At 69.6% G+C, this 21,944-nt stretch carries 13 protein-coding genes; 7 read left to right on the top strand and 6 right to left on the bottom strand.

Features of this window, described 5'->3' with window-relative positions; all coding sequences use genetic code 11:
* Positions 1-8: 8 nt before the first annotated feature.
* From OG689_RS40295 to OG689_RS40285, 3 genes are all read left to right on the top strand, one after another.
* On the top strand, positions 9-1,073 hold the full coding sequence (locus OG689_RS40295) for a hypothetical protein (protein WP_266327957.1): 1,065 nt from the start codon (positions 9-11) through the stop codon (positions 1,071-1,073).
* Positions 1,074-1,235: 162 nt separating this feature from the next.
* Positions 1,236-4,682 carry a right-handed parallel beta-helix repeat-containing protein gene (locus OG689_RS40290; protein ID WP_266327955.1) on the top strand — a complete coding sequence of 1,149 codons (3,447 nt, stop codon included), beginning with the start codon at positions 1,236-1,238 and terminating at the stop codon, positions 4,680-4,682.
* A 501-nt stretch (positions 4,683-5,183) separates the two neighbouring features.
* Complete coding sequence (locus OG689_RS40285; RefSeq protein WP_266327953.1) at positions 5,184-7,013, top strand: hypothetical protein; 1,830 nt, start codon at positions 5,184-5,186, stop codon at positions 7,011-7,013.
* A gap of 48 nt (positions 7,014-7,061) precedes the next feature.
* Here OG689_RS40285 and OG689_RS40280 read toward each other — a convergent pair whose 3' ends face one another.
* The 4 genes from OG689_RS40280 to OG689_RS40265 form a co-directional block, all read right to left on the bottom strand.
* A complete protein-coding gene (locus tag OG689_RS40280; protein WP_266327951.1) occupies positions 7,062-9,452 on the bottom strand; it encodes a LuxR C-terminal-related transcriptional regulator in 2,391 nt (796 codons plus the stop codon).
* A gap of 189 nt (positions 9,453-9,641) precedes the next feature.
* Positions 9,642-10,637 carry a hypothetical protein gene (locus OG689_RS40275; RefSeq protein ID WP_266327949.1) on the bottom strand — a complete coding sequence of 332 codons (996 nt, stop codon included), beginning with the start codon at positions 10,635-10,637 and terminating at the stop codon, positions 9,642-9,644.
* Positions 10,638-10,831: 194 nt separating this feature from the next.
* Positions 10,832-11,191, bottom strand: coding sequence for a hypothetical protein (locus OG689_RS40270; RefSeq protein WP_266327947.1), 360 nt, complete (start codon positions 11,189-11,191; stop codon positions 10,832-10,834).
* 271 nt (positions 11,192-11,462) lie between these two features.
* A complete protein-coding gene (locus OG689_RS40265; protein WP_266327945.1) occupies positions 11,463-12,572 on the bottom strand; it encodes a hypothetical protein in 1,110 nt (369 codons plus the stop codon).
* Positions 12,573-13,306: 734 nt separating this feature from the next.
* Between OG689_RS40265 and OG689_RS40260 the strand changes: the two genes are divergently transcribed.
* Entirely contained in the window at positions 13,307-14,440 is a 1,134-nt protein-coding gene (locus OG689_RS40260) for an IS630 family transposase (protein WP_266327905.1), read from the top strand.
* A 15-nt stretch (positions 14,441-14,455) separates the two neighbouring features.
* On the opposite strand, the gene OG689_RS40255 is transcribed toward OG689_RS40260, so the two are convergent.
* Positions 14,456-15,325: an acyl-CoA thioester hydrolase/BAAT C-terminal domain-containing protein gene (locus tag OG689_RS40255; protein ID WP_266327907.1), complete on the bottom strand. Its 870-nt coding sequence runs from the start codon at positions 15,323-15,325 to the stop codon at positions 14,456-14,458.
* A 679-nt stretch (positions 15,326-16,004) separates the two neighbouring features.
* On the opposite strand from OG689_RS40255, the gene OG689_RS40250 reads away from it, so the two are divergent.
* Together OG689_RS40250 and OG689_RS40245 are read left to right on the top strand one after the other, a co-directional pair.
* Positions 16,005-16,691: a response regulator transcription factor gene (locus OG689_RS40250; RefSeq protein WP_266327943.1), complete on the top strand. Its 687-nt coding sequence runs from the start codon at positions 16,005-16,007 to the stop codon at positions 16,689-16,691.
* Positions 16,692-17,006: 315 nt separating this feature from the next.
* On the top strand, positions 17,007-17,681 hold the full coding sequence (locus OG689_RS40245; protein WP_266327941.1) for a hypothetical protein: 675 nt from the start codon (positions 17,007-17,009) through the stop codon (positions 17,679-17,681).
* Between the two features lie 247 nt (positions 17,682-17,928).
* Here OG689_RS40245 and OG689_RS40240 read toward each other — a convergent pair whose 3' ends face one another.
* Entirely contained in the window at positions 17,929-18,618 is a 690-nt protein-coding gene (locus OG689_RS40240; protein WP_266327939.1) for a response regulator transcription factor, read from the bottom strand.
* Positions 18,619-18,866: 248 nt separating this feature from the next.
* Between OG689_RS40240 and OG689_RS40235 the strand changes: the two genes are divergently transcribed.
* Complete coding sequence (locus OG689_RS40235; protein WP_266327937.1) at positions 18,867-21,743, top strand: LuxR family transcriptional regulator; 2,877 nt, start codon at positions 18,867-18,869, stop codon at positions 21,741-21,743.
* The last annotated feature ends 201 nt before the right edge of the window (positions 21,744-21,944 follow it).

Below are 21,944 nucleotides of genomic sequence, written 5' to 3'. Positions count from 1 at the left end.
GCGCAGACATGTCCGATCGCACACACTCCGACCCGGAGCCGATCCTCCCGCCGGAGCCGCGGCCCGCCTGGGCCGCGGACTGCCACCGGCTGCTGCTCGGCCTGGCCGGCCGGATCCCCGACGCCGACCTCGTCCGGCTGCGCACCCTGCTGGCCGAGCAACAGCGCAGGGTCCTCGCCACCGAACTGGTCTGGGTGGTTCTCCAACACAACCTGCCGCTGTCCGAACCGGACGAGGATCTGCTGGCCGAGCTGCTGGAAGCCGACGGCCAGGACTCGTCACCCCTGGACGGGCTGCCGCCCGGCACCGGACCGGAGCCGTCCTACGAGTTCACCGCGTCGCGTTTCGGCCGGCCTGATGACGGCGAGACCCCCGACAGCGTGGACCGGGCAGCCGGTGACGCCCTCGCGGAGGTCGCTGGCGCCCGGGGACTGTGGCGCAGCTGGCGCTCCCCGATCGCCGGGGAGGAAGCGCCCCGCCGCGTCTTCGTCGTCGAGGTCGACCGCGGGCTGGACCTGCCCACCGTCACCGGGCGGCTTCAGCGCCGCCTTGAGGCGGCCGGTGAGGCCGAGCCGCAGGTCGAGGTCTACGCGACCGGTGACGGGATCCCGCTCTACCAACTCCTCGCCCGTCGGTACGGGCAGTTGCTGTGGACACCGGCCGCCGTTCCGTTCTCCGTCGCCCCGGTGTTCGCCGAGACGGACCAGGAGTCCGGCCTTGCCCGCTTCGACGACCTGGACGAGGCGGAGCAGACCGCGGCCTACCTGCGGGTGGGGGAACTGCTGCTGTCCTCCCCCGAGCGGCTGGACGACGTCATGGCACCCGGGCGCGGTGCGGTGGTGCCCGTCGACATCCGCACCGACGGGATCTGGATCTGGAGCGAGGCGACCACCTACTACCTGGAGGAGTACGGCCTGGAACCGGACGCCGGGCTTCTCGCGCACATCCGAGCCGCCGGTTTCGAACCCCCGGTGGTGGACGGCCCCACCAGGCACCGGGCCATCGCGTTCCTCACCCAGCCGGACCCTCCAGGCACACCTCCGCCGCCCCGGCCCGGCCCCGACTCACTCTGACCCCGTGTCAACCGGGCGATGCCCGCAGCCCGCGCCCGCCCAAGCTTGGAGCACCACCGTGAAGGAACCCACCCGTCCCGCCACCCCCGAAGCCCCGTACGCGGCGGCCACCACCGGTGCGGCCACGGTAATCCGCCCCCGTCCGACCATGGAGGCCCGGTGATGAGCAGGAGGGTGCTCAACGTGTCGGGCAGCGAACCCGGCTGCTACCCCACCATCGGCCAGGCGCTCGCGGAGGCCGACAGCGGAGCGATCATCAACGTGCTGCCAGGCGACTACCGGGAGAGCCTCAAGGTGCTCACCTCGGTGAGCATCACCGCCGAGGACGGCCGCGGAAGCGTCACCCTGGAGGCGGTCGAGGGGAGCGCGGTCGTGGCCGCCGCAGAACTCCTGACCCTCCGCGGCCTGGTGCTCCGCAACCGCGACACCACCTGCGCGACGGTCGATCTCGCCGCAGGCCGGCTCGTCATGGAGGACTGCGGCGTCGACGCGGACTCCTGGGCCGGAGTCCTCGCCCGCAACCGGTCCACCCTGACGATGCGGGACTGCCTGATCACCAACCCGGGAGGCTCCGGCCTGGTGGCGGTCGAGGAGGCCGGCGGCCTGGTCGAGCGGTGCACCATCGAGCGGATCGGCGGATCGGGGATCGTGATCGCGGCCGGCGCCGGCCCCGTGGTGACCGGCTCCACCATCCGCGAGGTCGAGGGCAACGCCATCTGCGCCACCGACCATGCCCGTGGCCGGATCGAGGACTGCGACGTGTCCGGCGCCAAGGGCCCCGCCATCGGCATGGAGAAGGAGAGCAGCACCCAGGTCGTCAGGACGCGGATCCACGACACCGCCAACTCCGCCGTCCACCTGACCAGCAAGGCACGGGGGGCCTTCGAGGACTGCGAGATCGCGGACAGCGCGAGCCACGGCATCGTCCTCACCGGCGGAGCGGATCCCACGGTGCTCCGCTGCCGGGTGATCCGCGCGGGAGGCAACGGCATCCACGTCGCCGAACGCTCCCGCGGCACGTTCGAGGACTGCGAGGTGACCCGGTCCGAGCAGACGGCGGTGTGGGTGACCGGCGAGAGCAATCCCACCCTCACGTCCTGCCGGATCCAGGACTCCGCGGCGCTGGCGGTCGTCGTCCGGGAGCAGTCGGCCGGCACCTACACCAGGCTGCAGGTACTGGGCGCCGAACAGCACGGCATCGGCATCAGCACCGGCGCGAACCCCCTGTTCCGCAAGGCCACGCTGTCCGACTGCAAGGGCCACGGCATCCTGGTCACCGAGAACGGCCGGGGACGCGTCGAGGAGTGCAGCATCCAGCAGACCGGCCACGCGGGCCTGGCCGTCAGCAGCGGCGGCAACCCGTACGTCAGCGGCACCAAACTGCTCGACAGCGCCGATGCCGGCGTCCTGGTGGGAGCACAGGGCCGGGCCGTCCTGCGCGACTGCGAGGTCTCCGGCGCCGCGGCCCAGGGCATCGCGGTGGAGGGCGACGGCGAGCTGTCCGTCAGCCGCTCCCGGGTCCACCACTGCCGCAGCGGCGGAATCCGCTTCGCCGAACAGTCGACCGGCTCGGCCGGCGCCTGCGAGGTGTACGCCAACGACGCCGACGGCTTCCTGATCGACTCGACCGGCGAAGTCGCCGTCCGCGACTGCGAGAGCTGGGACAACGCCGGCGCCGGCCTGCGCCGCACCGTGCCGGACACCAGGTTCACCCTGGAGAACCTCGGCAGCCGCGGCAACGGGTCCCCCGACACCGGCAGCGCCGCGACCGCAAGCCTGGCAACGACCGCCCCTCGGACCGCCGCCACCGCCGCGCCCGCAGCGGCGCCCGTCCCGCAGGCGGACGTCCCGCAGGCGGACGTCCTGCCCGGGCAGGAGGCCCTCGCCGCCGCGCTGGCCGAACTGCACTCCCTGGTGGGCCTGTCCGCGGTGAAGCAGGAGGTCACCAACCTCGTCAACCTCAACCGGATGGCGGCCCGCCGCCGCGAGGCCGGCCTGCCCGCTCCCCCCATGAGCCGGCACCTGGTCTTCGCCGGGCCGCCCGGCACCGGCAAGACCACCGTCGCCCGCCTCTACGCACAGATCCTGGCCGCACTGGGCACCCTGCGGCGCGGCCACCTGGTGGAGGTCGCCCGCCTCGACCTGGTGGCGCAGATCGTCGGCGGCACCGCCATCAAGACCGCCGAGCGGTTCGAGGAGGCGCGCGGCGGCGTGCTGTTCATCGACGAGGCGTACACCCTGGTCGCGGGCGAGGGCGGCAACGGCCCGGACTTCGGCAGAGAAGCGATCGACACGCTGGTGAAGCTCATGGAGGACCACCGGGACGACGTGGTGGTCGTCGTGGCGGGCTACGAGGAGGAGATGCGGCGGTTCCTGGCCTCCAACCCCGGGCTGTCCTCGCGCTTCACCCGCACCGTGGGGTTCGAGAACTACGCGTCACCGGAGTTGGTAACCATCATCGAGCACATGTGTCAGCAGCACCAGTACGAGCTCGGTGACGGCACCCGGGCAGCTCTCACCCAGTACTTCGAACTGATCCCCCGGGACCGGGACTTCGGAAACGGCCGCACGGCCCGCAAGGTCTTCGAGGAGACGGTCGAGCGACAGGCCCAGCGCCTCGCCGTGCTGCCGGGCGCCACCGCGGACGATCTGACCGTCCTGCTTCCCGACGACGTCGCGCTGCCGGTCCGGCACGACTCCGCCGACCCGCAGACGACCCAGCCGGACCTGGAAACACTGCTGCGGAACCTGCACGACATGGTCGGCCTGGCCCAGGTCAAGCGGGAGGTCTCCGACATGGTGAACCTGCTCGCCTCGGCCCGACGCCGGCGCGAGGCCGGGCTGCCCACACCCTCACTGAGCCGCCACCTGGTCTTCTCGGGCGCCCCCGGCACCGGGAAGACCACGGTCGCCCGGCTGTACGGGCGGCTGCTGCAGGCACTCGGCGTGCTGACCCGGGGCCAACTGGTCGAGGTCTCCCGGGCCGACCTGGTGGGCGAGTGGGTGGGACACACCGCCCAGCGCACCCGGGAGGCGTTCGAACGGGCCCGCGGGGGAGTGCTGTTCATCGACGAGGCCTACACCCTCGCACCGGCCCGCCCCGGCGGGGACTTCGGGCAGGAGGCGATCGACACCCTGGTGAAGCTGATGGAGGACCACCGGGACGAGGTGGTGGTCATCGCCGCCGGATACTCCGAGGAGATGGACCACTTCATCGACTCCAATCCCGGCCTGTCCTCGCGGTTCTCCCGGCGGGTGGAGTTCGAGAACTACGCGCCGGGAGAACTCGTCACCATCGTGCAGCAGCACGCCTCCGTCTCCGGTTACGTGTGCGCCCCGGCGCTCAACGCGGCCCTGCTGCGGCACTTCGAGGCGGTGCCGCGGGGCCGTGCCTTCGGCAACGGGCGCTACGCCCGGCAGGTCCTGGACGTCATGGTCACCTGTCAGGCAGGCCGGCTCAGCAGCCTCGCCCGGCCCACCGAGGACGATCTGCGCACCCTGCTGGACCTGGACCTCCCCTTGCCCGCGCCCGCGGCCGACAACCCGCCCCTTCCGGGGACCCCGGGCGTCGTAGCCGGCAACGGCCCGGGTGGCCCGCAGGGCGAATGATCGGACCATGCGGCGCCTGCTCCCGGCGCACCCACCAGGGGCCGGACAGGCGCCGTCGGCATTCCTCCTGCCCGAACCGATCCAGGTCCCGCGTCTGCGCGGCTCGCTGTGGCGGGACCCCGAAGCGTCCTGCACGGCCTCCGGCGACCCGGAGATGTCCTGCGGGTATCGCCCAGTTACCGCCCCGGAACAGAAGTTGAACAGCGTTTGAATACTCGCGGCCTCCGACTGTGAGAGCGCTTCCACCGGGCGGTGCACCCGCATCCTGGGAAACATGCACACCGCCTTCGACTGTGGCAGCGGCCCTGATCTGTCAGTGCTCCTTGTGCGATTCGGGCCGCGGTAATGACAGTGGGGACCGTGCCGGACACGGCCTACGCTCTCGGGGCCGTCGGCCTGCCTGATCCGGGCGGAAGGCCGACGGCGATCCGTACACATGCCGATGCTTTCCGTGAACTCGCCACGGAACTGAGTTCGCACGCCGATGACCTGGCGCAGCTGGTGAGGCAGTCAGAGCTCTCCTGGTCCGGCGATTCCGCCGATTCCTTCCGTTCTGCCGCGTCGGCCGACGCCGATCTTCTCGCCGACGCCGCGCGGGCCGCCGCCGTCATCGGCAACGTCCACGGAGTTCACGCCGAACAGCAGTCCAAGGCCCTGGTGATCATCAAGGAGCTGGCGATCCAGATCGCGGCCCTGCTCGCCATGCTGGCCGCGGTGGCGCTCTTCCCACCCCTGTTCTCGATGGTCGAGATGCAGCTCGCCGCCCTGGCCGCCACCGCGGGCCGCTTCATCACCTGGATCGCAGACCTCCTGTCGGCCATCGTCCGGTTCCTCGTCCAGGCCCGCGTCTGGATCTCCCAGATCTCCAACCTCGTCTGGCGGACGGAGTCCTTCAGCTTCGCCTACGGCAGGATGGCCTTCGAAGGGCTGCGCGACGCTGCCGTCGACGTGCTCGCCTCCCTCACCGCCCGCGGAATCAGCCACAAGCCGCTGGACATCACCATGCTGTGGACGGCGCTCGGCAGCGGCGTCGCCGGCGGGGTGTTCGGGGCCGTCGAGGGCAGCGGCCTGAAGAAGGCACTGACCGAGTCCGGCGAGATCAAGCGCTCCGCCGACGGTTCCCCGCAGTTCGTGTCGTTCGGCGAGCAGACCAAGAAATGGGCGAACTCGCTGGGAAAGAAGGAGAAGCCTCTCCAGCACGCCGGCACCACCCCCACCTCCGCCGAGATAGCGGACGCCCTGACCGGCTCGTCGGAGACCCTCGTCGGTCATGCGGCCGAGTCCGGCGCGACCCGCGGTGGCTCCACCCTCGGGGGATCCGGTCAGGCCGACCCCGTCAACGGATTCCTGCTGGCGCGGGCCCGGGCCCGGGAGCTTGGCCTGCACGGTCTGCCGAGCGAAGGCAAGTCCCTCACGGCTGCCGTGTCCGGCGCGCAGGCCGGCCGTGAGGCGGCGGCCGTCGCCCGGCAGCAGACCCAACGCAACCTCCTGGACGCCCTCCTGCGCAAGGAGACCGCCGAGCAGAGCGTCCGGGCGCAGTCCCAACTCGTCGCGCAGAGCAAGGCACGCGCCTGGGCGGCCGACACGCTGCGCCGGATTCCGGCTGTCTCCGGGAGTGAGCGCCGCTCTGCGGTGGAGCACCTGACCGCGAGCACACGGGCCCGGCTCGCACAGCACGGGTTGCAGAGCGCCGAGGCCGGTCGGGCCGCCGCGGCACACGAGGTACGGGTGGCGGAGCGCGCGGCCGGAAAGGCCTCGGTTGCCGCTTCCACCGCCGAGCGGGGCCTCGGTGCCGCGGCAGCGCGCTACCAGGCGTGGAGGGACTTCGCGGACGCGGGGGAGTCGATGCGCCGGACGGTGCCGCTGGCACAGCGTGCCGCCGCTCTGTGGCGTGCCAGTCCGTGGCGGGATGGCTACGTCACCCAGTACGGCCAGGTCGCGGGCGAAAGTGCCGCCAAGCTCAGGCCCAGCGCCTGGACGACGGAGAACGTCGGTGGCCTGGCCGGCCGCGCCCTCAATGCCATCGGCGCTCCGAAGTCGTGGCGGGAGATCGCGGTGTACGAGAGCGGCAAGGGCTTCCTCAAGGGTTCCGCGGCTAATTCGATCGCCACGGGCATCAGCTACCAGCCCGGGACGACCAGCCCGCTGGCCTGGGTGGGAGTGCCCGTCGCGGGCGCGGGGGGTGCCATGCGCGATCTGGTACGAGGTCCGTTGCTGAACCGTGTGATTCCCGAGCGGAGCATCGAGGAGATCGTGCTCCGCGTCGGGTTGAGCGGGCTCGGCAAGCAGGCTCAGAGCCAGATCATGCAGCCGGTCACAGCCCCGTCCTGAGAGGCCGGCCCGGCGGAACCCGGTCCCGTCTTCCGTCCGGCGGCCGCGTCAGCCCGCGTCGCCGTTCCGGCGTTCGGCTGCGGCCCGCCGACGCTGGGTGACCCAGACGGCCACCTGGGACCGGGAGGTGCAGCCGAGTTTGGTGAGGATGTTGGCGACGTGGGTCTCGGCGGTGCGCTGGGCGACGACCAGCCGCTCGGCGATCTCCTTGTTGGACAGCCCTTCGGCGAGCAGCTCCGCGATCTGCTCCTCCCGCCGGGTGAGCGGGGAGTCGCCGGGACCCGCCGTGGATTTCTCCGGCACGACCTCCGTACCGAGGGCCAGCGCGATGGCCTCCTCCTGCGACAGGCGGGCGCCGCTCTCGAAGGCCCGTGCGTAGGCCGCTTCCCCCAGGCTGGCCTTGGCCTCCGCCACCACGGTGCGGTGGTCGCGGCGGCCGCCCCATCCACCCGGCGGAAGGTAGGTGTCGAAGTCGAACCCCAGCTGTTTCACGAAGACGGTGGCCGCCCCCAGGAGCCGGGTGCCCTTTTCGACATCACCGTCCGCGATCGAGCACCAGCCGATGAACTCGACGGCGGTGCCGAGGCCCAGCAGTTCGTTGAACGGTTCCTTGAGCTGGATGGCCTCGCGCAGGTGGTTCTCCGCCTCCTGGTCGCGTGCCTGGAGCACACCGACTGCGCCGAGGTACAGGCTGATCCAGGAGCGGACCCACTCGTCCCCGAGTTTGCGGCAGGCGGTCCGGCACTCCTCCCCGACGGTGACGACCACATCGACGAGATTGCACTGCGTTGCGACGACGGTGAGCATGAACTGGGCGAAGCGCAGGTGCGGGTTCGATTCACCGAACGCCCGCTCCAACTCGATCCCGTCGTTGATGACCGAAAGGCCTTGGGCCAGGTCGCTTCCGCGTAGCTGGGTGAATCCGGACAGGTAGGTCGCGTGGGCCACGAGAGCGGGGTCCGCCAGTTGTTCGGCCAGTCTCCTGCTCTCCTCCGCCATGGTGATGACCTCGTCCACGCCCGTTTCCGGGGCCGGGTTCCCGCCGTAGATGTTGAGGAGGCTGGCAGCCCACAGGGCCACCGCGCGAATCCGGTCGGGTTCCTCGTTGCGGGCCAGGGCTCGTTCCAGCCAGACGGTACCCTCCCGGGGCAGGCCGCACACGATCCAGTAGATCCACAGGGAGCTGGCCATGTGGAGTCCGGCGGGTGCCTGGCCGGGTTCGGTGAGGGAGTACTCCATGGCGGCACGGAGGTTGGCGTGCTCGGTTCGGGTGGAGGCGAACAGGGCGACCTGGCCGGGGCCGAACCACTGTTCCTGGACGCGTTCGGCCAGTCGCTGGTAGTGGTCGCGGTGGCGTCGGCGCAGTTCGGGTTCCTCGCCGGTGTCGCGCAGTTGTTCGCGGCCGTACTGGCGGATCGTCTCCAGCATGCGGTAGCGGGCGCGGCCGTGGTGCTCCTCGCGGGTGATGATGGACTTCTCCACCAGGCCGGCCATGACGTCCAGGACGGCGTCGCGGGTGAGTCCCTCGCGGGCGCAGACGCTCTCGGCGGCGTTCAGGTCGCAGCCGCCGGCGAACACCGACAGGCGTGCCCACAGGAGGCGCTCCTCGGGGGAGCACAGTTCGAAGCTCCAGTCGACGGTGGCGCGCAGGGAGCGGTGGCGTGAGAGGGGGGTGCCGCGCTGGCGGCGGGTCAGGAGCTCGTAGCGTTCGTCCTGGCGGCGCAGGAGTTCCTCGACGGACAGGGCGCGCATGCGGACGGCGGCCAGTTCGATGGCCAGCGGCAGGCCGTCCAGGTGGCGGCACAGGGCCGCCACGGCCCAGGCATTGTCGGCTGTGACCTCGAAACCCGGCACCGCGGCCGCCGCCCGGTCCGCGAACAGGGCCATCGCGTCCGCCACCGCCCCGGACCAGGCCCCCGCGGTCGGGGTGCGGTCCGGGCCCTCGTCCTCCTCGGGCACGGGCAGCGGCGCGACGACGAAGGTCCGCTCGCCTCCGATGTCCAGGACCTCCCTGCTGGTCGCCAGCACGCGCACCCCCGGGCACGCCGGCAGCAGCTCCGCCGCCAGATCCGCGCACGCCTCGACCAGGTGCTCACAGTTGTCCAGCACCAGCAGCAACCGCTTGTCCCGCATGTAGTCCACCAGCACCGTGGTGGCCTCCGGTCCCATGGTGCGCAGGCCCACCGCGTCCATCACCGTCAGCGCCACCAGGCCCCGCTCGCCGACCTCCGCCAGCGACACCCAGAACACCCCGTCCGGAAACGCCCGCCGCACCTCCCGCGCCACCTGCAACGCCAACCGGGTCTTGCCCACACCCCCGATGCCGGTCAACGTCACCAGACGTGACTCCTCCAGCACCCGCTTCAGCTCCGCAAGCTCCGCCCGGCGCCCGACCAGACTCGTCACATCAGCAGGAAGCCTGTCCGCCAGAACGCTCATGGTCGGAAATTTTAGTACGGTAAGAAGGTATTTGTCTGGTCAACGGCCGTGTTGCCAGAAGGACGGGCAACCGGCTCCCCAACCGCTGGATCCGAGCCGTCGGAGCGTTCGGACACTGAGATGTGCCGCACCGCAGACCATCAGGCGGGAGCCGGCACACGCACGACCGAGGCCCGTAGACGGCCGTATTCAGTCGCGCATCGCCATCCGGTCAGGCCCGATGTCCGTACGAACGCGCACAGCCCGCGGACGAGCGAGACAAATGCCGATCCCCGCCGAGCCGGAATCGACCTCCAGCACGAGATCTGGACGGACCGTGTGGTACTCGGCCCACCGCCGCCCGCACACCCTTCCCAGCGGAGCCGGAAGCGACTCCGTGCCCCCCGTGAAGTCCAGGAGCGGCGCGAGTTCCTCGCGAAGAGGCGCGGGTAGGGGCAGCGTGACAGCCACCGGCCGCAGCCGCCCGCCGGAGTCCGGACACGCGATCACTGCCGACGGCTGCGCGCTGCTCCGGCCGACGATCCCCACGATGACGCCGACGGATCTGCGTGGGCACCGGTACGTCAGCCAACCAGATTCGTGGCCGGGGAGGTAAGGCAGGTCGGTCGGTCTGGCGAGGACAGCTACGGAGGCGAGGTTAATTCCGTGCAGGGCGACGGATGCCGCACTGACGGCCGGTAGGGCCCGGACGGCCCGCGGACCGCCGTCCAGGAGATGCGACAGCCGTTCCTGCCTCTCGTACTGGGGCCGGGGCCGCCAGTCCTCGGTGAGTGCAAGAAGGTCGAATGCGGCGAAGCGGACGGCAAAGGGCTCGCCCCAGCGTGGTCCGGCGCCCGCGCGGGAGCGCAGCAGGCCCAGAGACGTCGCACCACCGGGAAGTACGGCCAGCACGTTCCCGTCAAGAACCGCCGTGGGCATCCCGGAGGCAATCTCCAACAGGTCCGCCAGGCTGCGGCCGAGGTCAGCGCCGCCAGGTGTGAAGATGCGGGCATCAGGGCCGGTGCGCAGGACGGCCCGCCAGCCGTCGGCCACCAGGGACAGGCTCAGGCCCAGGCGGGTCGGGAGCTCGTCCACAGGCCTGGTCAGCGCGACCCTGCCCGGCAGTTCGAACGGCGTTGCGCCGCTGATGTCCGCCCGAGCCGGGCAGTCGGGCAGGGCTTCGGTGGCGCCGGGCGCTTCCGTCACGGGGGGAGGGGACATGCGCAGCATTCCCATCGGGGAGAAGAGGTGGCTCCGATGTGAGGCTCCGATTCGGTGCCTGGGCCCCCGGGCTCATTCCTGCTGCGCTTCGGCTGTTTCGGCAGCTCCGCAGGCAAGTGATGACGCATAATCAGATGCAGCTGGAACGGGGGAGACGGGCCGACTTTCTCGAAGCCGGGTTAGTGGTACAGCTTGGTTGTCCAAAGCCACAGTCCGGGGCCTCCGCCGAAGTCGTAGTCGTACATGCCTCCCTGGCACCAGGTCTTGACCCCGACCTCGAAGTAGTAGTAGCTGGTCCATCCAGGGTACGAAGTGAAACTGCCCTCGTCCCCGTACCGTCCGCTGCTGCAGTTGAGGTTGAAATCGAGGTGCGCGACCTCCCCGGTGTCATTGTAGTAAGAGACCTGGTAGCCGTTTGAGAGCTCTTTCACGCAGAGGGTTTTGTAGATTCCGTTGCAGTTCCTCTGGCCTGTTGCCGCAGAAGCCGCAGGAGCGGTGACCGAAGCGCCCAGAAGGAGGGAAAGGGTTCCGATCGCCACACCCAGATATGTTCGGACGGGAGCCTCGGACGGGAGCCATGGCCCCTCCTAGTGCCTGGGGGCGCCTACCTGGCCGGCACGGCCTGCCGTCGGTGGTGGGCGTGAGGTAAGGGGACTCCTTCCCTGAAGTCGTGTCAACCACAGGCGGGGACCCGCAGGAGAATTGGGCCCCAGGGCCCAAGCATCGGCCGGATGGCCGGGGGCGGGACTGACTCTGTCCTGCTGCTCGGGCCGGCACTTCCGCGGGGGCCCGTGCCAGCCCGAGCACGGTTCAGTTCGTGTGCAGGAGCCTGCCCGTCGGGCCTGCCAAGTTGTCCGCCGAGAAGGGTGAGGAGTAGACCACCCGGGATCCGGAAGCGCTCTCCTTCTCCTCCGCGGTATCGGCGACTGTCAGCGTGACGGGCAGGACGAGTACTGCTCGCGCTCCCCCGAGGGGCGATCTGCTTCCCAGTAGGGCGCGGAAGTCGTAGCGGGCCGCCAACAGCCCCACCACGGCTAGGCCGAACTGGTTCGGCCGGCCCACACGGCACAGCGCGGTGGACTGCTGACCGTTCAGGAAGGCGGACGCCTGCTGCAACCGGTCCGCGTCCAGGCCGGTCCCGGCGTCGTCGATGGTGAGCGTGGTCCCTTGCTGTCCGCTGTGGATGCCCACGCTGATCGGGATCTCGGGATCCGATTCCCGGCCGCCGTTGTCCAGGAGCTCGGCGATCGCGATGATCAACGGTTCGACGCCGTCCGCCACGACGGTCACGTCGGTCGGGTCGCGGAACTGGACCCGCTTGCAGTGCTGGGTACGCAGACGTGCCGCGTGGATCACGTCCGTCAGTTTTGTCGGCGGGTGATTGTGTCCTATACCTGCCCCCGCGAGGATCCCGATGTTCTGTATCCGCCTGCCGACCTGCGCGTTGAGCCGCTCGATGTCCGACACCAACTCGTCGGGCACCTGGAGGATGTGGTTGCCCGACCGCGTTTCAGTGAGCAGTTCCTGTTGCTCGGCGACCAGTTCCTCAAGGGAGCACATCGCGCTCCTGACCACGGTGTGGGCCGCCTTCTCGGCTTTGTCCCGGGCCTCCTGCACGGTCCTGGCGAAGAGCATTCCCACGGCGTGGAGGTTGGCATGGTATTGGGTACCCATGAGGCTTTCATGGAGCGGAGCCGGGAAGTCCGAGGGCGGGCCCACCAGTTGGGCCATCAGGGCCGGCAGTCGGCTGGAGACGAGATGCGCGGCCTCCTCGTCGCGCAGACGTGCCTCCCGGGCGAGGACGGAGAGTTCACGGGTCAGCCGGGTCTGCGCACGTCTTGAGCGGATCACCAGGACCAGACAGGCCAGGAAGGCCGCCGGTGAGCACCAGAGCAGGGCGCCGGTCAGGTTTTGCATCATCGGATCTCCGTGGGGAAAGGGGCATGCTGACGTCGCCGACTGCTGCCCCGGCGATACCGGAGTTCCCGGGTTTCCGGGGATCGCACTCGGCCGGCAGTGGGGTGGGCCAGGAGGCCGGGCCAGGTATCCGCGGATTCGCGGACTGCAGATCTTGCGAATGCGCTCCCCTCCGATGCGCACTGGCACGGACTGAGGGCGAGTCAGTCGATGGCATTCCGGAATATAAGGACTTCCGTGCTGCCGATGGCGCCTGCAGGGGCCGGACTATTTACTTCCTGTCCTCGCGCCGGTTCCCTTCGGAAGTCGTTTTGAAGCACGCTGAATCCTTCAAATCGAACCGCTCCGGTCCGTTGATCAATCCATGGCGAGGCGGGCCATGAATTACTCCTGGGCAATGACGGGAGCATTTCCAACCGGCAGCTTCTGCCGCGATGAGCTTCATGCGTCGACCGACTCATGTCAACCCATTCACCCCGGATCCTGAGCTTCCCTTGAGCCTTTTTGGGCCGGTGGACCCAGGGGCCGGAGGCCCGGGGGCGGGGTCCGGTCGGTGACGGTGGCTGCGGCCTCGGGGGACGCGTGCGGCACGGTGCCAGCAGGCTGCGGCAGCCCTTAGCCAACCGTATCCACGCTGGTGGGGGCCTAGTGCCGTATCAAGGAACCTTTGCCCTCTTGTGATGTGACGCGCCGTCCGGCTGCTGTGCCGGGCGGCGGGGGTGCGCGAGGCTGTGCGGGTGGCAGAGCGAGTGCGGGTTCGTGAGATCGACGACGACGAGGGGCAGCGGCTGCTGCGGATCATCCGGCGGGGCACCGGGTCGGTGGTGACCTGGCGGCGAGCGCAGATGGTGCTGCTGTCCGCGCAGGGCATGGACGTGCCGGGGATCGCCGAGGTCAGCTTCACGAGCGCGGACCGGGTTCGGGACGTGCTGCACAACTTCAATACCGACGGCTTCGCCTCCCTGTACCCGAAGTACGGGGGCGGGCGGCCGAAGACCTTCACTCTGCCCGAACGCCGGGAGATCAAGAAGATCGCGAAGTCCAAGCCGGTCGAGCACGGCCTGCCCTTCTCGACCTGGAGCCTGGTCAAGCTGGCCGACTTCCTGGTCGCCGAGGGGGTGGTCGACGACATCAGCCACGAGGGCCTGCGCATCCTGCTCCGCGAGGAAGGCGTCTCCTTTCAACGCATAAAGACCTGGAAGACCTCCCGCGACCCCGACTACGCCGCCAAGAAGGCCCGCGTCGAACACCTCTACGCGATCGCCGACGGCGAGGTCATACCCGAGCCCGGCGAGCCCGAAGTCGTCTTCTGCATGGACGAGTTCGGCCCCCTCAACCTCCAGCCCCATCCCGGCCGGCACTGGGCCGAGCGCGGAGGCAAGCACAAGGACCCCGAGCGCGAGCCCCGCCCCAAGCGACGCGCGACCTACACCCGCCCGCACGGGGTCCGCCACCTGATGGCCGCCTACGACCTGGCCAAAGACAAGATGTACGGCCACGTCAAGAAGACCAAGAACCGCACCAAGTTCCTGGAGTTCTGCCGCTACCTGCGTACCCTCTACCCGTCCGACGTGCGCATCGCGATCATCTGCGACAACTACTCCCCGCATCTGACCACCAAGCGGTGCCGCCGGGTCGCGGACTGGGCCGAGGCCAACAACGTCGAGATCGCCTACACCCCGACCAACTCCTCCTGGCTGAACCGCATCGAGGCCCAGTTCACCGCCCTGCGCTACTTCGCCCTCGACGGCACCGACCACCCCAGCCACAAGGCTCAGGGCAGCATGATCCGCCGCTACATCATCTGGCGGAACAACCACGCCGCCGACAAGCGCCTTCGCCAACTCGTCGCCCGGGCCAACGTGGCCTGATCCCGGAAGTTTCGGTCAGTTGCCGGTGTGAAGATCTCCAGCCAGCGCCGCAACAATGTCAGACCACGCCGCGGTGCCGAGCGCCGCGTCGGCCTCCGCCGTGCCACCGTAGCGGAACCGGTCAGAGTGACCGGCAGGCCCTTCCCCGGGCAACCGGGGACGATGCCCGGCATCGAACGAGGTCACAAGCCTGGCTGGACGGCCCACCGAAGCGCGGCGCGCAGCCAGTTCCTGTGCGAAGAGCAGCGACGGCCACATCTGATCGTCCCCGCCTGCCACGAGAACGATCTGGGCGGCGGTCTGCTCGATCGGGATCACGGCCGCGCGCGCAGCCTCGGCATGGGTCTGCCGGCTCTGCTCGTAATGGGTCCGACAGGTCGTCGGCTCGCCTTCTGCCTCTGCAGGAGTCCAGGCATCATCGTAGGAGATGAACGGGACGGGCTCGCCCCTCCAGGTCCAGGACGACCGATAGGGGTGGGTCAGACCGTCGATGCCGGGGCCGACGTTCGCCCAGACCACGGAGGTGGGAGACATGGCCACCACCGCATCGACGCGCGGATCGCGGACGGCCAGCAGAAGTGCCGCCTCGGCTCCCTTGGAAAATCCAAGGACACCGACTCTCCCTCCTGCTTTGGTCTGCAGGAGGTCGATCGCCTCAACGAACCTCTCCAGCGGGATCTCGCAGATTCCCTGTGCCTGGCCGTCGCCGCCGAACCAGCGAATCGACAACGCGGTCATCCCCGCGCGGGCGAGTACGCGGCAGCGTTCGACGTCGATGCGGCCACTCGAACCGGCCAGCACCAGTACGCCCACCCTGCTGCCTCCCACCGGCTCGACCAGCACACCTTCGAAAGGCTCGCTGATCGCGTGTTCGATGATCTCCATGACCCTCCCTCAGACGTCGCGCTTTGCGATCATCTCAGGAGGGGCCGAACCGACCCACACAGGGCGTACGTTGCTTGATGCGGCACTAGATGGGGGAGGTGATCGGCGGCGAGAGTGGAGGCTGGCCCGATCTCCCCATCGAGTCGGACAGATTCTTCAGATGAGAATTCTGTCGAGTGTTCGAATGGGGGAGGGATCAAATTTCTGGGCCGAGGGGGAGCGCGCCGAGAAGCGAGGCCGGCGGGGCGGATGTTTGGGTTGGTGCGGAAGGGAGGCAAGGTGATCCGAGTGGGTGGCGGCGGGCTTGCCTGCCGCCGCAAACTACCTGCGAGTAGCATTATCCTCTCGAAGTTGCGACCCCGGAGTGGCCTTCGGTCGGTGGAAATCCAGGAGGGCCCTGGGGGTGAGATGTAAAGGCCCACGGGGGCCCCATTAATTGGGCCCGGCCCAATATTTACCCTCGCGGACAATGGACTCCAGGTCCTCGCTTGACATTCGACGTCAGGTGGCCAAGAGTCGGTCAGCGAAAAGGCGAGGCAATGCCGGCGCGGGGCAGGGCAGGGGGGATGACCGGAGGGAATCGGTTCACCCTCCGAACTCCGAGCGCCCTCAGGACCAGTGGGACCGCTGGACCGGGAGTGCCGTTGCCTACCAGTGAAATCCGGCGTGGGGCGATTTGATGATGAATGAAACGAGGAGCGACGGGAAGGACGGGCAGATCCGGGCTCTGGTGGTAGGCGACGACCTGGTGATCCGCAGGGGGCTGGTCAGCCTGTTGGACACCGACAACCGCACCCTTGCCGTACGTGAGGCCCTGGGCCGGTCCCAGGCCCTGGAACTGGCCCAGGCGTGGGTACCCGACGTCGTGATCCTCAACCTCGGTGTGCCCAGGCAAGAGGGCATGCACACCCTTGCGGAACTGTCCCAGCTGTACAAGGTCCTGGTGCTGGCTGCCAAGGACGTCGCCTTCGACGTGGACCACGCGCTGAGGGTCGGTGCCACCGGCTACCTGGTACACCGCCAGTTCTCTGCCTCCGAATTCATCGCGGCCGTCGTCGCCACGGCTCAGGGCCGCGCCCACCTCTCCCCCGGAGCGGTGATCGCCCTGGCGGAGAAGCTCAAGGCAGTGCGCCCCCTGCGGGCGGCGGCACCGGGCGGCAACCGGGTGGACGGGCTGTCCCGACGGGAACTGGAGGTCATGGAGTACATCTCCCGTGGCCAGAGCAACCCCGACATCGCCAAGGCCCTCTTCCTCAGTGAGAAGACGGTCAAAAACCACGTCAACCGGATCTACGCCAAGCTGCAAGTGCGCAGCCGTGCCGCAGCCGTCGCACTGTGGCTTGGCGCGCCGGTCGACCTGGACTGACCCGACGGACCCCTGCCCGACATCGCGGGCACGCCGGTATGGACGCTACCCGTGCAACAGCAGTGCGTGAGTCGCCGGCCGTCCGGCGGATGTCTTTGCCGGACGGGCCTCGCACCCTCGGGACCATGGGCCGGGCGACCCCGACCCCCGACCAACCGACTCAGGCCCGTGGGCCTGCGCGACCCCGGCGCAAGTCCGGGTGGCTGGAGGATGTGCACGATGACCGAATTTGCCCGTCGCGCGCCTGCTCACAACGCTCTCCCGCTCCGCCCCGGCGGCCGGCCAGCCGAGGCGGCGGCCGAGAAGGTAGTACCCATGGCCCTGGTCACCGTGGGGGAACGGCGCAACCCTGACCAGCTCTGGCGGCTGCGCCGCGAGGGTCTCCCCCTGGGTAAGGCACTGTCCTGGGGGAGCAGCGAGGCCTGCCGCGTCCTTGTCGAGAAAAGTCCATCGATGATTTTGTTGGACTGCCCGCTCGAAAGTGAGCGGTTGGCCGACTTCGTGCGGGCGGCGGCGCTGATCGCTCCGGTCGTGGTCCTGCGCCAGGAAGGGCCGCGCATGGTGCTCAGTGTCCAAGGGGTGGACACGGTGATGAAGTGCTCCTCGGGCCAGAACATTCTGGCTGCCTTCCACGCCGGAGCCTTCGACGTCCTTGATTCCCGGGCCCCGTTGATCGAGCTCGCAGCGCGCCTCACGGCGGACCTCAAGCGCTGCATGCAGGCAGCGCAGTACCGGCGGCCGATATGGAGCGGCGGTTGCTCCACGAGCCAGCGCCTGCTGTTCGACGTGATCGTGAGAGCCACCTCGCCGATCTGCTGCCACGACCTCACACGGCTCCTAGGAACTGCCTGGGAGCCGTTGTCGATCCGTGCGCTGAGAGCCCGGATCCACAGACTGCTCCCGGTCTTCGACAGCCTGGGCCTGCCCTTGGTGATAGACCAGTGGCGCGGGGTCTTCACCTACCGTGTGGACAGGTGGCCGACGGGATAGGGTCGGCCGTGATCCCCGTCCCGCCCGCGGCTGCCTCAGGGCGCGGACGGGGCAATCGGCCTGGCACTGCTGGTGGAGCCCACACGGGGCCCGACGAGGGAACAGGGCTTGCAGCAGCCGATGGTAACGGTACGTCACGATACGAACCCGACGAGGCGACAGATCGCGCGGGCCGTTCGGGTTCGCCCCCACCGGGGGCAAACCAGTCGTGCGTTCAAGACCATCCCGCCGACGGCTCGCCGCGTGCCTACACCGGATCGACCGCAGCGCCCAGCCAGAGGGAGACGGCCGCAGCCCGGCTGTGAACCTGGAGCTTGGCATAGATCCGGTTGACGTGGTTCTTGACCGTCTTCTCACTGAGGAACAGCGCCTGCGCGATGTCGGGGTTGCTCCGGCCGCGGGCGATGTGGTCCATGACCTCCAACTCCCGGCGTGACAACCTGCCCATCCTCGCGCTGCGGGGAAGTTCGCTCCGGGTGGTGTGCGCCGACCGGATCCTCTGGGCCAGGGCGACGATGGCACCGGGGGACAGATGGGGCTGCCCCTGCGCGGTGGCCACCACCGCAGTGACGAGTTCGACCGCGGAGAACTGGCGGTGTACTAGGTAACCGGTGGCGCCCACCTGAAGCACCTGGTCCACGTCGAAGGCGGTGCCGTCGGCTCCGAGAACCAGTACTCGGCACAGCTGGGAGAGTTCGGCGAGAGCTTGTAGACCTTCGAGCAGCGGCACCCCTAGGTTGAACAGCACCACGTCCGGCGACCGGAGCTGCGCCATGGCGGCGGCGTGACGCCAGTTCTGGGCCTCGCCCACGACGAGGGTCCGCCCGTCGTCGAGGAGCAGGCTGATCAGTCCCTTCCGGATCACCAGGTCGTCCTCGACCACCAGCACCCGCACGGCCTGTGCGCCAGCCTCGTTCGTGTTCGTCTCATCGATCATTAGTCGCCGCCCCACACCTGCATCCAGCAGCGCCGGTCCGGTCCTGGCCGCGCCGCCATCTCCTCAGCGTGACCGGTGCCGCGCGGCGAATGATCCGCCAACCGGCCTGATCCTTCCGCCGACGCCGGAGGCCGCCCACCAGGGGGTTCGGTCGACATCCGCGATCCGCCGTCCGCGGCGCGCGCAGCGGGCGGCGCGCGATGTTCACCCTGTCCTGACCGGACCTGCTGCCGTATAGGCTTCCACCCATGGGATCCCGTTCCCCCGAAGCCGTACCCGTCGGCCGCAGTACGGAAGTGGCGGCCCTACGGGCACTGGTCCGAGAAGTCGCGGTCGGGCAGGGCCGGGTCGTCTGGGTCGAAGGAGAACCAGGGGCGGGAAAGTCCACCCTCGCGGCCGCAGGCCTGGCCGAAGCCGCCGAACGCGGCTGCCGGACGGCGTGCGCCGCTGCGGATGACTTCAGTACCCGGCACCCCCTGCGCGTCCTCCTGGCGTGCCTGGCCGCTGCAGGAACCTCCGGCAGCGAACAGTACGCGGAGATCGTGCGACTGCTCAGCGACGGTCCCGCCGGCTCTGTGCTCGGAGGTGTCGACCCCGTCCTGGCCGCCCTGGAGCGAGCGCGGGTTCTCATCGACAACCTGTGCGCCGACAGTCCACTCATCCTCATGATCGACGACATCCAGTGGGCCGACGAAGCAAGCATGATCGTCTGGCACCGGCTGGCCCAGGCCGTCGATCAACTGCCGCTCCTGCTCATCGCGGTCTCCCGCACCGCACCCCGCAGGCCCGCGGTCGCCAGACTGCGGCAGAGTGTCCTGGCCACCGGTGCCGTGCTGATCCAGGCAGGCCCGCTGTCCGGAGAACAACTGTCGGACCTGGTGCTCCGGATGACAGGAGCCCCCGCCGGCCCGCGCCTTCGGGCCTTCCTCGACCAGACCTCGGGAAATCCCCTGTACGCGCGGGAACTCATCACCACCCTGCTGGGAAGCGGGCGGATCGAGCTCGGTCCCGACCTGGCCGAACTCGAAGGTCCTGACGCCGGACTCCCGGAATCACTGGCCGCAGTGGTCCGACGCCGGCTGTCGACCCTGTCCCCGTCGGCGCGCGAGATGCTCGGCGTGGCCGCGCTGTTCGGTATGGAGTTCTCCGTCGCCGACCTCGCCGCAGTACTCGAGAAACCGCCCTCCGCGCTACTCACCGGCATGCGCCAGGCCACAACGGCAGCAGTACTCCACGAGTCGGGTGAGCTGCTCGGATTCCGCAGCCCCGTGATCCGGGAGACCCTGCAGGACTCCCTGCCGTCGGCACTGCGGTCAGCGCTCCACCGCAGGATCGCAGGCGTTCTCGCCGAATCCGGAGCACCCGCCGAACAGATCGCGCAGCACCTGCTCTCGGCCGGGTCGGCCATCGACCGCTGGACGTTCGAATGGAGTACGGACCACGCGCTGCTGCTGGCCCGCCGCGCCCCCGACACAGCGGTCGATCTTCTCCAGCGGGTCGTCGACCAGGCATGGGAGGTCGACAACAGCCGCCACGAGACGGCCATGCTGGCCCTCGCCAGGGCGTACTTCACCCTTGGCCGACACGACTCCGTCGAACAGCTCGCACGGGAGATGCCGACGCGCACGAAAGACGCCGACATCGGCGCCGAGATGCGGTGGTTCCTCGCGCTTCTCCTGCACGGGTCCGGCCGGGGCGACCAGGCACATGCCGTACTCGCCCAGTCACAGCGAGCCAGCCCACCGCCCCCGAAGTGGCAGGCCCGGTTGCGAGCCCTGTCCGCCATCACCGCCCGGACATCCTCCGGCGACCTCGGCGACGCGGAAACCGGCGCCCGAGAGGCTCTCGCCCTGGCTGCCACCGTGGACGACGGCCTCGCGGCCAGCTTCGCCTACTGCGGCCTGTGGGCCGTGGAGACCGCCCGACGCGATCATCAGAAGGCACTGGCGGCGGCCGACAACGCCCTCGCGGTGCTGCGTTTCGGCGACGAGTACGCCGAACTGTGTGCCTGGGCGTTCGAGGGCAAGGCAACCGCACTGCAGAACCTCGACCGCCTCTCCGACGCCGTCGCAGTCCGCCGGGACGCCCTTGAGGACGAGCGGCTCATCGGCCACCCGGGCAGCGCGGTACTGCACACAGGTCTTGCGGTCCAGGACATCTGGGCAGGCCGATGGGACGACGCGCTCGCGTCCCTGGCCGCCATCGCGGAGCAGGCTCATGCCGACGCCTCGTTCGGTCTCCGGGGACAGAATCCGGAGATCCTCCACCACGGGGCAACGGCGTTCATCGCCGGCCACCGCGACGACCGCGAGACCGCGCGACGCCATCTCGAAGCCGGGCTGCGCCTGTCGACTGCCGCGCTACCGGACTGGGAGAACAGCGACTTCCTGCTCGTGGCCCAGGCCCTGGAAGCCGAACGCGGCGGGGCCCCGGACCGGGCGCTCGCCGTCCTGACCCGACTTCTGGAGATCCGCCCCGGCCAACTGCTTCTTCTCCACCCGTGGCTCCCCACCGTCATCAGGCTCGCCCTCGACCTCGGGGACACCGCCACAGCGCGGGAGGCAACCGAGCTGAGCAGAGCGGAGGCCCTCCGTGAGAAGACTTCTGCAGGAGCCACCGCCGCAGCCGCGCACTGCCGAGGCCTGTTGGAAGCCGATCCCGCTCTCGTACTGGAGGCAGCCAACCACTACGAAGCGGTCGGCCGGCCGTTCGAACAGGCCCAGGCGCTTGAGGACGCGGCCGTGCTGACGGCACGCCTGCACCGGGAACCGGAATCCCGCAAGGCCCTCATGAAGGCCGCCGACCTGTACGACAGCCTCGGGGCCCTCTGGGACCTGCGCCGGGCGGACACCCGCCTTCGGCCGTACAGCATCCGGCGCGGGGTCCGGGGGCCTCGCCCACGGGCCTCCTTCGGCTGGCAGGCCCTTACCCCCACCGAACTGAAAGTGGCCGCCCTGGTGGCAGAGGGCAAGTCCAACCCCCAGGTGGCCGAGGACCTGTTCCTGTCCCGACGCACGGTCCAGACCCACGTCTCCCACATCCTCGCCAAACTCGGCGTTCGTTCACGGGTCGGCATCGCGACCGAGGCCATGCGCCACACGAGCGCCGGCACTCCGCCGGAGTAGCACGTCGACACCCTCCAGGCCGGACCCGCATCAGAACCACCTCCGACTGCGGCCCGCCGTCCCCCCGATCCCTTCAGGACTCCACGGTCGCCCAGGGCGCGCTGGCCGCGACCGTCTCACGGTTCCCGTTGTGCGCCCTCAGAGCCTCAATAGGTCCGGAGTCTCAATTATTCACTGGCTTCGGATCCGCCGTTGACGAGT

The sequence above is a fragment of the Kitasatospora sp. NBC_00240 genome, from assembly GCF_026342405.1.
GTDB lineage: Bacteria > Actinomycetota > Actinomycetes > Streptomycetales > Streptomycetaceae > Kitasatospora.
This window is presented reverse-complemented; position numbering and strand designations above follow the sequence as displayed.